Origin of the sequence: Clostridium tyrobutyricum (assembly GCF_019144085.1) — a bacterium.
Lineage (GTDB): Bacteria > Bacillota > Clostridia > Clostridiales > Clostridiaceae > Clostridium_B > Clostridium_B tyrobutyricum_A.
On the sequence record NZ_JAHHUY010000036.1, the window covers coordinates 1 to 14,254 of the forward strand.

Annotated in this window: 17 protein-coding genes; 9 read left to right on the forward strand and 8 right to left on the reverse strand. The window is 31.1% G+C overall.

Annotated features, from left to right (window positions below):
• Positions 1-52: 52 nt before the first annotated feature.
• Together map and KM800_RS12890 are read right to left on the reverse strand one after the other, a co-directional pair.
• Positions 53-802, reverse strand: a complete 750-nt coding sequence (map, locus tag KM800_RS12885; RefSeq protein WP_217813456.1) for a type I methionyl aminopeptidase — start codon at positions 800-802, stop codon at positions 53-55.
• A gap of 86 nt (positions 803-888) precedes the next feature.
• The gene (locus KM800_RS12890; RefSeq protein WP_217813457.1) at positions 889-1,452 is read right to left on the reverse strand and encodes a class I SAM-dependent methyltransferase; all 564 of its coding nucleotides are present in this window, start codon (positions 1,450-1,452) and stop codon (positions 889-891) included.
• Between the two features lie 233 nt (positions 1,453-1,685).
• Between KM800_RS12890 and KM800_RS12895 the strand changes: the two genes are divergently transcribed.
• Positions 1,686-2,813 carry a glycerate kinase gene (locus KM800_RS12895; RefSeq protein ID WP_217813458.1) on the forward strand — a complete coding sequence of 376 codons (1,128 nt, stop codon included), beginning with the start codon at positions 1,686-1,688 and terminating at the stop codon, positions 2,811-2,813.
• A gap of 52 nt (positions 2,814-2,865) precedes the next feature.
• On the opposite strand, the gene KM800_RS12900 is transcribed toward KM800_RS12895, so the two are convergent.
• A complete protein-coding gene (locus KM800_RS12900) occupies positions 2,866-4,059 on the reverse strand; it encodes a M20 metallopeptidase family protein (protein WP_217813459.1) in 1,194 nt (397 codons plus the stop codon).
• Positions 4,060-4,264: 205 nt separating this feature from the next.
• On the opposite strand from KM800_RS12900, the gene KM800_RS12905 reads away from it, so the two are divergent.
• From KM800_RS12905 to KM800_RS12925, 5 genes are all read left to right on the forward strand, one after another.
• Positions 4,265-5,116 (forward strand): MurR/RpiR family transcriptional regulator, encoded by an 852-nt coding sequence (locus KM800_RS12905; RefSeq protein ID WP_217813460.1) that lies wholly within the window; start codon positions 4,265-4,267, stop codon positions 5,114-5,116.
• 19 nt (positions 5,117-5,135) lie between these two features.
• Positions 5,136-5,819: a ribose 5-phosphate isomerase A gene (rpiA, locus tag KM800_RS12910; RefSeq protein WP_217813480.1), complete on the forward strand. Its 684-nt coding sequence runs from the start codon at positions 5,136-5,138 to the stop codon at positions 5,817-5,819.
• Between the two features lie 14 nt (positions 5,820-5,833).
• Positions 5,834-6,802: a Gfo/Idh/MocA family protein gene (locus KM800_RS12915; protein WP_217813461.1), complete on the forward strand. Its 969-nt coding sequence runs from the start codon at positions 5,834-5,836 to the stop codon at positions 6,800-6,802.
• A 74-nt stretch (positions 6,803-6,876) separates the two neighbouring features.
• Positions 6,877-7,848 carry an L-lactate dehydrogenase gene (locus KM800_RS12920; protein WP_217813462.1) on the forward strand — a complete coding sequence of 324 codons (972 nt, stop codon included), beginning with the start codon at positions 6,877-6,879 and terminating at the stop codon, positions 7,846-7,848.
• 74 nt (positions 7,849-7,922) lie between these two features.
• The gene (locus tag KM800_RS12925; RefSeq protein WP_254906563.1) at positions 7,923-8,132 is read left to right on the forward strand and encodes a hypothetical protein; all 210 of its coding nucleotides are present in this window, start codon (positions 7,923-7,925) and stop codon (positions 8,130-8,132) included.
• A 251-nt stretch (positions 8,133-8,383) separates the two neighbouring features.
• Here KM800_RS12925 and thiW read toward each other — a convergent pair whose 3' ends face one another.
• Positions 8,384-8,875: an energy coupling factor transporter S component ThiW gene (thiW, locus tag KM800_RS12930; RefSeq protein WP_217813463.1), complete on the reverse strand. Its 492-nt coding sequence runs from the start codon at positions 8,873-8,875 to the stop codon at positions 8,384-8,386.
• A 202-nt stretch (positions 8,876-9,077) separates the two neighbouring features.
• Between thiW and KM800_RS12935 the strand changes: the two genes are divergently transcribed.
• Entirely contained in the window at positions 9,078-9,920 is an 843-nt protein-coding gene (locus tag KM800_RS12935; protein ID WP_217813464.1) for a Cof-type HAD-IIB family hydrolase, read from the forward strand.
• Between the two features lie 89 nt (positions 9,921-10,009).
• On the opposite strand, the gene KM800_RS12940 is transcribed toward KM800_RS12935, so the two are convergent.
• Positions 10,010-10,936, reverse strand: coding sequence for a tetratricopeptide repeat protein (locus tag KM800_RS12940; RefSeq protein ID WP_217813465.1), 927 nt, complete (start codon positions 10,934-10,936; stop codon positions 10,010-10,012).
• Between the two features lie 323 nt (positions 10,937-11,259).
• Between KM800_RS12940 and KM800_RS12945 the strand changes: the two genes are divergently transcribed.
• Positions 11,260-12,183, forward strand: coding sequence for a S66 peptidase family protein (locus KM800_RS12945; RefSeq protein WP_217813466.1), 924 nt, complete (start codon positions 11,260-11,262; stop codon positions 12,181-12,183).
• Positions 12,184-12,230: 47 nt separating this feature from the next.
• On the opposite strand, the gene KM800_RS12950 is transcribed toward KM800_RS12945, so the two are convergent.
• Positions 12,231-12,587, reverse strand: coding sequence for an SdpI family protein (locus tag KM800_RS12950; RefSeq protein WP_017751875.1), 357 nt, complete (start codon positions 12,585-12,587; stop codon positions 12,231-12,233).
• A gap of 103 nt (positions 12,588-12,690) precedes the next feature.
• Here KM800_RS12950 and KM800_RS12955 point away from each other — a divergent pair, with 103 nt between their 5' ends.
• On the forward strand, positions 12,691-13,047 hold the full coding sequence (locus KM800_RS12955; protein ID WP_017751876.1) for a YopX family protein: 357 nt from the start codon (positions 12,691-12,693) through the stop codon (positions 13,045-13,047).
• Positions 13,048-13,069: 22 nt separating this feature from the next.
• On the opposite strand, the gene KM800_RS12960 is transcribed toward KM800_RS12955, so the two are convergent.
• Together KM800_RS12960 and KM800_RS12965 are read right to left on the reverse strand one after the other, a co-directional pair.
• Complete coding sequence (locus tag KM800_RS12960; protein WP_017751877.1) at positions 13,070-13,657, reverse strand: HD domain-containing protein; 588 nt, start codon at positions 13,655-13,657, stop codon at positions 13,070-13,072.
• Positions 13,658-13,686: 29 nt separating this feature from the next.
• Positions 13,687-14,223 (reverse strand): macro domain-containing protein, encoded by a 537-nt coding sequence (locus KM800_RS12965; protein WP_017751878.1) that lies wholly within the window; start codon positions 14,221-14,223, stop codon positions 13,687-13,689.
• Between the last annotated feature and the right edge of the window lie 31 nt (positions 14,224-14,254).

Here is a 14,254-nt window from a genome sequence, read left to right on the forward strand (position 1 = left end):
TAAAAACCAAATCTATACCCATTCCCTGTTTTAATCATATCTTTTTTGTGTATTAATTCTGTTCAGTTAAAACCAAAGGTCCGTTTTTAGTTATTGCAAGAGTGTGTTCATATTGTGCTGAAAGACTTCCGTCTTCTGTACGTGCAGTCCATCCATTTTCATCCAAGGTAGTTCTATAGCTGCCTATATTTATCATAGGTTCTATTGTAATAACCATTCCCTCTCTGAGTTTAAGACCTCTTCCGGGTTTTCCGTAATGGGGAACGCTTATATCATCATGCATTTCCTGACCAATCCCGTGTCCTGTATAATCTCTTACTACCGAGTATCCAATAGATTCTGCATAAGTTTGTATTTCATGTCCTATATCGCCAATATGATTTCCTATAACAGCTTTTTCTATGCCTCTGTAAAGGCAATCTTTAGTAACTGTCAAAAGATCCTTTGATTGTTTGGATATATTTCCAACTCCATAGGACCATGCTGAATCAGCCAGCCAACCGTTTAAATTTACAACCATATCTATAGTTACAATATCGCCATCCTTTAAAGGAGTATCAGACGGAAATCCATGACAGATTTCATCATTTACAGAAGCGCATGTAGCATATGGAAATCCCATATAACCCTTTTGTTCAGGTGTGGCGTTATGCTTTTTTAAAAAATTTTCTACAAAATTATCTATTTCCATGGTAGTTATACCTGGTTTTATTATTTTTGCAATTTCCCTATGGCATGCTGTTAATATTTTTCCTGCAGCGGCCATATAGCCTATTTCCTTTTCTGTTTTTATATCTATCAAATGTATCGCCTCTATTCTTGAATATTGTATGCACAATATTATTTTAACATATTCATCAATTAAGAAAACTATTATCGGGAATTTAATTATTTATTTATGCAACTTAAAACATATGCGGGAGGTATATTTCTGAATTCTCGCTTCACTTTAATATTTTTAAAATAATGTTTTAGAAATTTAACTTTTAACAGTGTGTATTGGAAAGTTATAAATCTTCCATTGGATTGATTAAGCAGTTGTTTTGTCTCTTTCAATATATTTATTGAGGTGGATTTTGGCAGGCTTGCAAAAGGAAGACCTGATATTATATAGTCTATATCTTCAACATTGTATTTATTTAGGTATCTCTCAATATTTTCACATGAATCATGTACAATAAACAAGTTGTCTTCATTTTTGAATTTGTATTTAAGTAAATTATAAAATTTTTCATTGTATTCAAAAAGTATTACCGTAGTTTCCGAATTTCTGTTTTCAAGTATTTTTTCTGTAAACACTCCTGTACCTGGTCCATATTCAACTATACATTTTGCCCTTTTAAAATCAATATCCATTATCATTTTGTTGGCGAGATATCTTGAACTTGGTAATACAGCCCCTGTTGCTCTTGGTTTTTTTAAGTATTGCATCATGAATGATAGTTCTATCAATTTTTACTCCCCCTAGTTATGAAAATTACTTAATATTATAACTCAAAAAATAACAAAATCAACATATAAGTAAAAAATTTTCATAAAATGTTATCTTGTACTATAATACTTGATTTTTCATTGTATAATATGGATAAAGTAAATTAGAATACTATATTAATTTCATTAAACTATTTATAATACAAAATAGGGTTTATAATTAGAAAATATATAAATATTTAAGGAGTGAGAAAATGAAAATTGTAATTGCACCTGATTCATATAAAGGTAGTTTAACTGCCATGGAAGTAGCAGATAGCATAGAAAAAGGTATATTGAAAGTTGTAAATGATCCAATTATTGAAAAAATACCAATGGCAGATGGAGGCGAGGGAACAGTTCAATCCCTTGTGGACAGCACTGGTGGTAAAATAATTTATAAATCGGTTAAAGGACCTGTTTTAAAGGATGTAAATGCTTTTTATGGTATTCTTGGAGATGGAAAGACTGCAATAATAGAGATGGCGGCTGCATCTGGGCTTCCTCTTATTTCAAAAGAGGAAAGAGATCCTATGAAAACGACGTCCTATGGGACAGGTCAGCTTATAAAGGATGCAATGGGCAAGGGATGTACAAATATAATAATAGGACTTGGAGGAAGTGCTACTAATGATGGAGGAATAGGAATGGCAAAGGCGTTAGGTGTAAAGTTCCTTGATATAAATGGAGAAGATATTGGACATGGTGGGGGAAGTCTTTGTAAACTTCATTCTATAGACATGTCAAGTATAGATTCTAGAATAGGCAAATGTACTGTAACAGCCGCCTGTGATGTTGACAATCCACTTTGTGGCAGGGAAGGAGCTTCCCATGTATTTGGACCACAAAAAGGAGCTGATGGAGATATGGTTGAGATTCTAGATAAAAATCTTGCTCATTATGCCAATATTATTAAAAATAATTTAAATATGGATATAGTAAATATTCCAGGTTCAGGTGCAGCCGGGGGACTTGGTGCTGGAGTGATGGTATTCTTGAACTCCAATTTAAAGAGAGGAATAGATATAGTTATAGATATTACAAAACTTGATGAAAAAATCAAAGATGCAGATTTAATTTTTACGGGAGAAGGCATGATAGATTTTCAGACTGCTTTTGGAAAGACGCCTTTTGGTGTTGCCAAAGTGGCCGACAAATATGGAATTCCTGTTTTAGCTATTGCAGGTGGAATAGGAAAAAATGCAGAAACACTTTATAATAAAGGATTTGAGAGCATTTTTTCTATAGTAGATAAACCTATGTCACTTGAAGATGCCATGAAAAATGGGAAGATGTTGATAGAGAAAACATCTGAGAGAATAATGAGAATTTTAAATATATAGCTTGAAGTAAATGGATGCTGATTTTGTACCAGCATCCTGAATTCTAGATTTTTTAAAGTTCATTTAATAATTTTAAGGCTGATCTGCTTAAGACCTCCATCCCATAAATCATTGCATCTTCATCTATATCAAATTTAGAATGATGCTGCGGATATACAATGCCTTTTTCAGGATTGCCAATACCAACAAAGAAAAAGCATCCTGGTACTTTCTGCAAATAATGTGAAAAATCTTCACTGCTCATGAAAGGACTTATAGGATGAGCAGCATTTCCAACTACTTCTTTTCCTGCCTTTAGAACTATACTTGTGATTTTTGGATCATTTTGAAGAACATAGGTACATGGACTTCTGGTAATTGTACAATGTGCACCCATTGCATCGCACATATGGTTTACTATTTTTTTGATGTGATCATATACCGATTCACGTACATCCTCATCAAGGGATCTTATTGTTCCTCTTAATTCAGCTCTTCCTGCTATAGCATTATATATGCTGCCAGATTGAAATACTCCTACTGATACAACTGCCTGTTTCATAGGATCTACATCTCTTCCTACAATGGTATTGAGAGCAACTACAACTTCAGCTGCTGTCAATATGGCATCTATTGTTTGATGGGGCATTGAAGCGTGACCTGCTTTCCCCTCTATATTTATGGAAAATTGATCGCTGGCTGCCATTACAGGTCCTGATGAAATGCCAATTGTACCCATTTTAATAGGCTGCCATAGATGAAGGCCTATTATTCCATCAACTCCATCCAATCCACCATCTCTTATAATTGCATCTGCACCTGATCCATTGAAAACTTCTTCCTCGCTTGGTTGAAATATGAACCTTATATTTCCATTTATTTTATCACGTATCTCACAGAGTATTTTTACTGCTCCAAGTAATATTGCTGTATGTCCATCATGACCACATGCATGACAGGAGCCTTTAATTTGTGACTGATAAGGCTTTCCGCATTCATCATCTATTGCAAGGGCATCTATATCAGCTCGTATAGCTATAGTTTTGCCGGGATTATTTCCTTTTAAATCTGCAATCACGCCGGTTTTTGCACATTTTCTAATGTCTAAATCGAAGTTATTTAATACTTCTAATATCTTTTTTTGAGTATTGAACTCCATTTTACTGAGTTCTGGATGTTTATGAAAGTACCTTCTTAACTCTACTATTTCGGGGTAATATTTCTGTGTAAGTTGGCTTATACGGTCAATTTCTTTTACACTATTCATAAGCATAATCTCCTATATTTAAATTTTCTATTCTTTATTACATAATTCTCTTATGGTATTACTTATAATACCATAAAATGTGGAATTGTAAATACAATATTATATAAGAAATTTTATTTTTTAATATATTGAATTGACGAAATTTTATTTTGAATATATTATATATAATATAGGTATTTTAAATTAATCAAGGGAGTTATAAAAATTGGATAATAGACAAAAAAATGTACTGGATCAAATACTGGAAACTTATGAACAACTATATGAAGCTGAAAGAAAAGTTGCAAATTACATTGTAGATAATGAGAAAAAAGTTATAGATATGACTACTTCCGAGTTGTCATTGGAAAGTGGAGTTAGTGAAGCTACTATAATAAGAATGTGTAAAAAATGTAATTTCAAGGGATTTCATCATTTAAAAATACAGTTGGCAAAGGAAATGGTAATTTCAGAAGAAAAAAACATATCCAATGATATTAATTCAAATAATATAGAACAATCACTCAAGAATATACTTGCAAATAAAATTCAGGAATTAAAACAGACTATATTGATGATGGATGAGGATTATATAAAAAGAATACTGTATATAATCAAAAAAGCTAGAATAGTTGAATTTTCAGCTTTGGGCAATTCCATACCTGTAATTTTAGATGCATCATATAAGTTTAACCAGATAGGAATACCATCTGTTGCAAGCACTATATGGGAAAACCAGCTTGCTTATGCATATACACTTGGTGCAGAGGATGTATTGATAGTTGTATCTGATTCCGGATCTTCAAAGAAATTATTGACTTTGCTTGATATTGCAAATAAAAAGCAAGTTGATACAATTTGTATAACTAGTCATAAAAGATCTCCATTGGCCAATAAAAGCAAATATATAATAAATACAGTTACGAGAGAAAGGCTCTTCTTTGATGAATTCAGTTTTACAAGTCTGCCGGCTATGGTAGTTATAGAAGTACTATTTCTTTTGCTTACTGATGATAAAAAAGATTCTTATAAATGGATCAGCCAGCATGAACAGTCAATGGCAGATGATAAATTTTAATAAACAGGAGATGAAAAAATTGGAAGATGATGAACTGAAGAAAAATTGTGCCAGAGAAGCTTTAAAATATATAAAAAATAATTCTATAGTAGGGTTAGGCGGAGGAAGTACAATATCATATTTAATACAATATGTAAAAGAAAACAAAGCTGTGAACATTAAAGTAGTTACTCCCTCATTTAAAACAAAGATGTTGTGTATAGAAAATGGTATAGAAGTTCTCCATACTTGTTCCGTTGATAGAATAGATATAGCTTTTGACGGATGCGATCAAGTGGATAAAGAATTAAATGCTTTAAAAAGTGGAGGAGGAATTCATACAAAGGAAAAATTAATTGCCGCCATGGCAGAGGACTACATATTGCTTGTAGATGACAGTAAATTTGTAGATACTCTTACTTTCAAGTATCCTGTTGTACTAGAAATTTTAAAAGATTCTTTAAAATATGTTATAAAAAAAGTTGTAGAATTAGGTGGTGAACCATCCCTTAGAGAAAGTGGTGCAAAAGATGGACCAACTGTAAGTGATGGAGGAAACCTGCTTCTTGACGTGAATTTTAAAAAGGTCAGTGATATTAAAACACTTGAAAGAAATTTAACAATTATAAATGGAGTAATTGATACATCACTTTTTGTTGGTGTAGTTACAAAAGTATTGATTTCAGGTAAAAATAGTATTAATATAATTTCAAAAAATAATTAGATGAGGTGAAAAATATGAATAACATAAAATGGGCTATACTTGGACCGGGAAATATAGCTTCAGAGTTTGCAAAAGCCCTGTGTGAAGTCAATGGAAGTATATATGCAGTAGGTTCCAGGTCACTGGAAAAGGCAAATAAATTTGCCAGTAAATTCAATGTGGAAAAGACATATGGAAACTACGATGAAATGTTAAAAGATGATAAAATTGATGTAGTATATGTATCCACACCTCACTGCAGTCATTATGAATACATAATGAAGAGTCTTGAAAACAACAAGCACGTTCTCTGTGAAAAAGCTATAACTGTAAACAGAAATCAGTTAAATGATATAGTTGAACTTGCACAAGAAAAAGGTCTTGTTGTAGCAGAGGCAATGACTATATATCACATGCCTATCTATAAGAAGTTAAAGGAAATTGTACAGTCAGGGAAGATAGGAAAACTGAAAATGGTTCAGGTATCTTTTGGAAGCTGTAAGGAATATGACGTAAAAAATAGATTCTTTAATATGGAATTGGCGGGAGGAGCTATTCTCGATATAGGGACTTATGCACTTTCATTTACTAGATATTTTCTTTCCAGTCAGCCAAAAGAAGTATTGACCACAGTGAAAAAGTTTGAAACCGGCGTAGATGAACAGTCTGGTATAATACTTAAAAATCCAGATGATGAAATGGCAGTTGTCTCACTAACTATGAGAGCTAAGATGCCAAAGAGAGGTGTAGTTGCAGGGGAACTTGGATTTATAACTGTAGATAACTTTCCGCGGGCAGATAAGGCAGTTATAACTTATGTGGATGGAAGATCAGAAACTATAGAAACGGGAGATACATCTAAAGCATTGAATTATGAAGTTGAGGATATGACAAGATACATAAAGAATAAAAGCAGTATAGATACTCTGAAGTTATCTGTTGATGTAATGGATATAATAAGTGAAGTAAGGACTCAATGGGGAATAAAATATCCTTTTGAATAGTTTAAATCTGCCTAAATTATATGATACAATTAAATATATGTATAGCTATACATAAAAAAGGAGGCAGCATTATTATGAATTCTATAAATAATAAACTTGTAATAGTTGGAGTGGGAAATGTAGGTACTGCTGTATTGAATACTGCATTATCTTTTGGATTTGCTTCAGAAATTGCACTAATTGATATAGATAATGACAAGGCAAGAGGTGAAGCATTGGACTCAAGTCATACTACACCTTGTACATATAGTGTCAATGTGGACATACATGAGGGAAACTATGAAGATTGCAAAGATGCCAATGTTATTATTATAGCTGCAGGTCCAAGTATATTGAAAGATGATAAAAATGATGATAGAACAGTTCTTGCAGAAAGAAATGTAAAAGTAATGAAAGATGTAATGGGTTCTATAAGCAAGTATACAAAGGATGCAATAATAATTATAATAACAAATCCATTGGACACAATGGTATATTATGCTGAAAATTTCTTTGGATATCCCAAAGAAAAAGTATTTGGAACAGGTACAAGTCTTGATTCAGCCCGTTTTAGAAAGATCATAGCAAATAGATACAATCTTGACCCTAAGGATGTTCATGGTTATATGTTTGGTGAACATGGTAATACTTCATTTCCAGTATGGAGCCATTTGAATGTTGAGGGAGTTTCAGCAGATGAGCTTGATAAATTTTTTCCTCATGACAAACCATTGGATAAGGAAGAAATAGCTTCAGATGTAGTAAAGGTTGCCTATGATGTACTTCATTTGAAAGGGTGTACAAATTCGGGCGTTGCTATGGCGGCCTGCAGAATTGCCAGGGCAGTATTTATGGATGAACATAGTATATTGCCTGTTTCCACTACTCTTGAAGGAGAATATGGATTAAAAAATGTAGCACTCAGTTTGCCATGTATTATAGGAAAAAATGGAGTTGAAAGAAGGCTTGAAGTTTCTCTTACTGATGAAGAAAATGACAAACTTTATAACAGTGCAAAAAATATTTTGGCTACAATGAAAGCTGCAGGATTAATAGAAGATAAATAAAAAACATGTGGTTTTTGGGTCAATGCTTTTATAGGGCATTGGCTTTGACTATGTTAATTCAAGGATACGTTTCTGTGAGAATAGGTGTGTTGAAGGCACGTACTATGAATGATTTGGGAATTGCAGGCGTAATGGCAGCTGTAATAGTTGCAAGAGGAGCTACTTGGGGACTTGCAGTTGGTGTAGTATTGAGTTTGTTAATATTAATTGGTAATAAAAAGGGCTTAGATGTAAACATATTTACTAAAAAAGATGAGAAAGCAGAAGTTAGTGAAGAAGTTTAGACTATATATTTAAAATTAAGAAAGGTCAATCTGAAAAGATATAAATGTATCTTTTTAGTTTGACCTTAGTTTAATTTAAAAATTAAAAATGTTATAATTACAATAACAGAAGGACAGCAGAGATTATTGGAAAATAGCTATGAGCCATTTTCCAGACAGGATATAATAAATACATATAAAAAACTATACTAATCAGTTTAAATAGAGAGTAGATTTATTTTTTTATAAATTTACTCTCTATTCAATAACTCTTATATGCTGTTTAATATCGTTTTAACCTTAGATTGAAGCACTTTAATAATAGCGTATCCTATAATACTCCCACCTGTAGTGCTTATTAAAAAAGGAATTATAAATGCAACGGCACCTACACTTTTTCCCATTATAAAATTAGCTATTGGAACTGATACAAGAGATCCTAATATTCCTGTCCCAAAAATTTCCCCTATAACAGCAGTTATTGGCTTCCTGAATTTTTTATATAATATACCGGCAAAAAATGCTCCAATCATGCTTCCTGGAAATGCCAGCAGTGATCCTGTACCCATGAAGTTCCTTAAAAGGGATATACAAAATGCAATAGATACTGAATAAAAAGGACCGAGTATAATTGCTGCCATTACATTAACTGCATGTTGTATAGGATAACATTTTGCAATTCCGACAGGAATATATATGGAAGTTCCACCTAAAACTCCTACTGCAATAAATAGTGCTGATAAAGTCAATCGTTTTACTTTCATTAAAATTACTCCTTTGTATTAATATGATTAAAATTCCATAATAAAAAAATATATCCAGAATAAGTGGTAATACTAATATATTTTATCACAAAAAAATATTAATTTATTCAAAATTTCTATAAAAATTATTGTATTAATGTTAGAATAGTTAATGTCATTGTATTTTAATGAATTTTATAATGGATGGAAGGGAGAAGAATTAATGCTTAAATATAAGTGGTGTGTATGTGACATGGATGGCACTCTATTGAATTCTAAAAAAGCTATATCAGAAGAAAATGAGAAAGCATTAAAGAAACTTCAGAAGGAAGGTACGGAAATCATCATTGCTTCTGGGAGAATAGATCATTTGCTGAAGTCATATATAGAACAGTTGGGATTGACAGGTCCTGTTATATGCTGTAATGGAGGCTTGATAAAAGATATAAAGACAGGAAAGGTACTTTACTCCAAAGTATTGGATAGAAATTTAGGAAAAGAAATGCTGCAGTATTGTTTTGAAAATAATTTGGAATTTCTAATATATACTGCAGATTACATATATGCTAATGAGGATAATGCAAAAGGTATACGCTATGTAAATCTTAATAAATCTTTACCTGACAGTTTGAAGATACCAGTTAAATTTGTGGATGAAAACATAATTGAAAGTGTAGAAAAAGATTCTATGGACATATTAAAGATATTGTTGATTTGTGGTGATACAGATGAAGTTAAAGTGGTGAACGATAAATTTTCAGCATATGATAATCTTACAATTGTGAAGTCTGCAGAACTTCTTTTGGATGTTATGGCTTCAAATATATCCAAAGGAAATGGATTAAAGATTCTATCTGAAAAATTAAATGTAAATTTAAGTGAAGTTATTTCATTTGGAGACAACTATAATGATGTAGATATGTTTAAATATACAGGCACACCAATAGCTATGGGAAATGCAGTTGAGGATGCTAAGAAAGCAGCAAAATATGTTACTAAGACCAATAATGAATCAGGCGTTGCCTATGCAATTAATAATTTTATACTTGCGGATCAGAAAATTTAATAAAAATTCTGATGCCATTAAAAACAGTTTTAATGACAGATTGGTACATTTGAGATTTTTATAAAGAAAAAAGAGCATAGATTTGGATTTTATACAAATCTATGCTCTTTTTTGATAAATTCCTTGAATGAATTTAATTCCCGTATTCTTTCCAATTCTTCATCTTCAAGAACATATTTTAAAAATTGTGGATATAATTCTAAAGCCTTAATTATATCTTCACAGGCATTATTTTCTTCATTTATTAAAGCATAAAAACAACTTCTGTTATAGTATAAAAAGTCCACATTAATACAGTTATTGATTCCCTTAGATAAAATTTTTATACCTTTTTTTGTATCTATATACTTATAAATTACTGCTAAATTTAAATAGCTGTATTCGTAATTTTTATTTTTTCCAATTGCTCTTTCATAGAATCTAATGGCTTTTTTCAACATATTAAATTTATAACAAATTACCCCCATGTTAAATAAAGCAAGATAATTATTGGGATCTATTTTTAAAGCTGTTGAAAATTTCTTGTATGCAAGATTGTTTTGATTTTCTTCTTCATAAATGCTCCCCAGATTCAAATTTGCCCAAAAATCCATGGGGTTTAAACGTAATAGTTTTTCATAAGTTTCTGTTGCTGAAAATTTTTTACCAGATACATCATAGGCATTTGCCAGAAAAAAGTAAGCTTTATGATAATTTGGATTTATATAAATAGCTTTATTGTACAGTTTTATAGCTTCTTCATAGTTTCCTTCATCATCATATATTGCAGCCAAACCATAATAGGCCCTTTCTTCATATTCATCTATAGTTAAAGCTTCTTTATAATACTCTTTAACTTTTTCTGATTTTCCCAAATAGTCATATATTAAAGCCAAACCAATTATTGCATCTACATCATTACCCTTTGAAAGTTTATAAACTTTATTATATAAATCAAGTGCTTTAATCAGCTTGTTTTCTTCAAAAGCTTGTTCTGCTTTTTCTAAAGCTTTATTAATTTCTATATCATTATTCATAAATTCACTATTCCTCATTTTATTTGAAATTAAAATATTCATAAATTAAATTATCATCAATACGAATTAATTTCAAGGGTTTTTTAAATTTTTCTTTCTTAAGTGTATATCAAATGGGGGAGCTGTATTGAATGTTATATCATTAATTAGAAACTATTTGAGTAATTTCACATAATATTCTATTAATAATAAAGTGAGTTTTTAGTAGTTTGCTAAGCTTGAACTTCCTGTCTGTGAGGATGATGGATATGAGTGGGTATGGGTGATATTTTTTACAATATTATAATATTATATATTATTAAGTTGTTTAGAAGGTGGATTATATGGCAGTCAAACCACAGATTTTACGTACAGGAGATACTATAGGAATAGTTACTTTAGGGAGTCCGTTGTCTGCAGATGTCATCAATGCTGGCATACAGACTCTTAGGAATATGGGCTTTAATGTAATTTTAGGGAAACATGTATATTCTTATGGTGGATATGTAGCATCTACAGAACAGCAGAGGGCTTCTGATTTGATGGAAATGTTTAAAAATCCTGATGTGAAGGCAATTATACCAACAAGAGGTGGAGTAGGTGTTGCAGGTATTATACCATATCTTGATTATCCTGTTATTGCTCGGAATCCCAAGATTATTACAGGTTACAGTGATATAACAATTTTATTAAATGTTTTGTATATATGGGCTAACTTAATTACTTTTCATGGTCTTCTTTTAATAGATTTTAGATCAAATATGCCTGCATACAATATGAATCAGTTTTTTACTGCCACATCAACAATTACTGCACCAAGAAAGCTTGAAAATCCTCCTGGAATGCCACTAATAAGCAGGGTTTCTGGCAACGTAACCGGCCCCATAGTAGGAGGTAACCTTACATCATTTGTAGATAATCTTGGTACAACTTTTGAAATTGATACAAGAGGAAAAATACTCTTAATCGAAGAAGTCCACGAACCTATTAATACAGTCTACAGGTATATAAACCATCTGATATTAGCAGGCAAACTTAGGGATTGTGCAGGTATCATTATGGGAGAATGCACGAATTGCGAACCTGCATATGGTAAGTCATATGAAGATTTAATTAATGAAGTTATAGTTCCACTGAATAAGCCTCTTATGACAAATTTGGCATCAGGACACGGCACATACAAGATGACTATACCTATAGGTGCTCAAGCCAACCTTAACACTTATAATAATACATTGACAATACTTGAACCAACAGTGCGTATATAAATAGTGCAATATTTTTCGCTTTAATAGTGCACTATTTTGATATTTTACTATAAAATTTTTCTGTTTCCGTCTTCATCAAATAATTTTCTGAGATGAACTTCTGTGTAAAATATGATATTTATAAATAGAATAAATAAGATTACTATGGATATTCTTAATTGCAGGGATTGTTCTAATATTGTTAAATAGCTTATAAATATTGAAAATAGAGTGAAAAAGATTCCAGTTAATACTATCATAAATCCAAAGAAACGATTTGCTTCATACCAGGTTTCTTTATTTTTCATGGCAAAGGATGTTCTATACCCTATACTTTTATTTTTATATTTTGAAGAATATAATTTTAGTACAAGTCCAATAATTATTATGAATATTCCCATTAAACATATACTTAATAATCCCATAGAAATTACCACCTATAAATACTAGCTTTAATATTAGTATACTGATTTTATGATAATGTGTTAGTATATAATTAAATTGATTATTAGTTATGGAGGATTATAAATGAGAAAATTTAAATTCAGAATCTGGGATAGGGAAAATAAGAAGTTTTGTATAAGTGACAATCCATATCCAAAGGGATATTCAGATACTGAAGATAGATATATAGTTACTGAATTTACTGGGCTGAAGGATAAAAGTGGTAATAATATTTATGAAGGAGATATTATAGGGATAAACAAGGAAAAGAGTTCCTTGAAATTACCGGTTAAGTTTGGAAGGTATTCTTTTGGAAAGTATATTGGAGATTGTGGAGAAATCAGTGAAGATACTGAATTATATGGATTTTACGTGGAAAATGAGTATTTATACATTCAGATGTTAAAAGAAAATGTAGTAATTGTAGACAATATATTTTAACTGTCTACAACTACTGTTTAAATTAATTCTTTTTGAATGGTTTGATTTCCTCCAAAAGTTGAGAAGCTTCAAAGTCTGATGTCTGCATTATAACTATTTGAGGATATTTACTTGCTGCGTTAAAATATGATCTTATATTGCAAAATTCTTCACTGGTTCCCATATGCCACCTAATCATCATTATTTCAACATCTGTAAGTTCAATATATTTTTGAATCATTATAACAGATTTTTCTCCATGACCAATTGGAAAATTATCTTTGCATAGATAAGTATCATATGATTTCCATGTTCCATTGGAGTCCTTTAACCACCTTTTTCCTGTGGTATAGAAATCTATTTTGCAGAAGTCATGAAGCAAACCTGCTATATTTACAGTTTCTTCTGGTATACCAAGGTTGAATCTTTCATTTTTCTCTGCAATTAAATTTCTTACATTTAAACTATGCATGGCAAGACCACTTGGTATATTACTATGATATTTTGTACTTGCAGGAGCAGTAAAATAATCAGAAGATATTAGATATTCAATTAGTTTATCCATATTTTTTCTGTGGGAATTCTTAAGTAGATTAATTATAGTTGATTTTATTATTTCTGTATTTATCATATATACCTCTCTTAAATTTTATTGTTTGATTATAAATAATACTTTTCTTTTTCAAGAAATATATTATAGGTTTCCTCATCATGATTGCACATAACAATTGTTTTTAGACCTACATCATTTCTGCTTAAAAATTGTACGGAAACTTCCAAAAGTATTTCAGCACATCTTTCCTTTGGAAAGCCAAATATACCAGAACTTATAGCCGGTATTGATATAGATTTTAGATTATAGGATTCTGCTAGATTAAGTGCATTTAGAACTGATTTTTTTAGTTTGTTTTCTTCATTGCCTTCTCCCATTTTAGGGCCCACAGTGTGTATTATAAATTTTGCCTGAAGATTATGACCATATGTTATAACAGCTTTTCCAGTAGGCAAAAGTCCTATATTCCTTATAAGCTTATCACTATCTATCTGTATTTCGATTCCACCAGATTTTACAATGGCAGCAGCGGCTCCACCTCCATGTTGTAATGTGTCATTTGCTGGATTTACTATAGCATCGCTGTCTTCCTGCGTTATATCCCCTTTTTTAATTAGTACCCTTTTATCCTTTATTTTAATCAATGAAGTACCCCCTAAAAGTATTATTATACCT

Bases quoted from the DNA above. Each gene is read 5' to 3' on its own strand.
- KM800_RS12945 (WP_217813466.1), top strand. From the start codon at position 11,260: ATGGCAGTCAAACCACAGATTTTACGTACAGGAGATACTATAGGAATA.
- KM800_RS12900 (WP_217813459.1), bottom strand. From the start codon at position 4,059: ATGAATAGTGTAAAAGAAATTGACCGTATAAGCCAACTTACACAGAAA.
- KM800_RS12895 (WP_217813458.1), top strand. From the start codon at position 1,686: ATGAAAATTGTAATTGCACCTGATTCATATAAAGGTAGTTTAACTGCC.
- KM800_RS12940 (WP_217813465.1), bottom strand. From the start codon at position 10,936: ATGAATAATGATATAGAAATTAATAAAGCTTTAGAAAAAGCAGAACAA.
- KM800_RS12960 (WP_017751877.1), bottom strand. From the start codon at position 13,657: ATGATAAATACAGAAATAATAAAATCAACTATAATTAATCTACTTAAG.
- KM800_RS12950 (WP_017751875.1), bottom strand. From the start codon at position 12,587: ATGGGATTATTAAGTATATGTTTAATGGGAATATTCATAATAATTATT.
- KM800_RS12915 (WP_217813461.1), top strand. From the start codon at position 5,834: ATGAATAACATAAAATGGGCTATACTTGGACCGGGAAATATAGCTTCA.
- KM800_RS12955 (WP_017751876.1), top strand. From the start codon at position 12,691: ATGAGAAAATTTAAATTCAGAATCTGGGATAGGGAAAATAAGAAGTTT.
- KM800_RS12920 (WP_217813462.1), top strand. From the start codon at position 6,877: ATGAATTCTATAAATAATAAACTTGTAATAGTTGGAGTGGGAAATGTA.
- KM800_RS12935 (WP_217813464.1), top strand. From the start codon at position 9,078: ATGCTTAAATATAAGTGGTGTGTATGTGACATGGATGGCACTCTATTG.
- thiW (WP_217813463.1), bottom strand. From the start codon at position 8,875: ATGAAAGTAAAACGATTGACTTTATCAGCACTATTTATTGCAGTAGGA.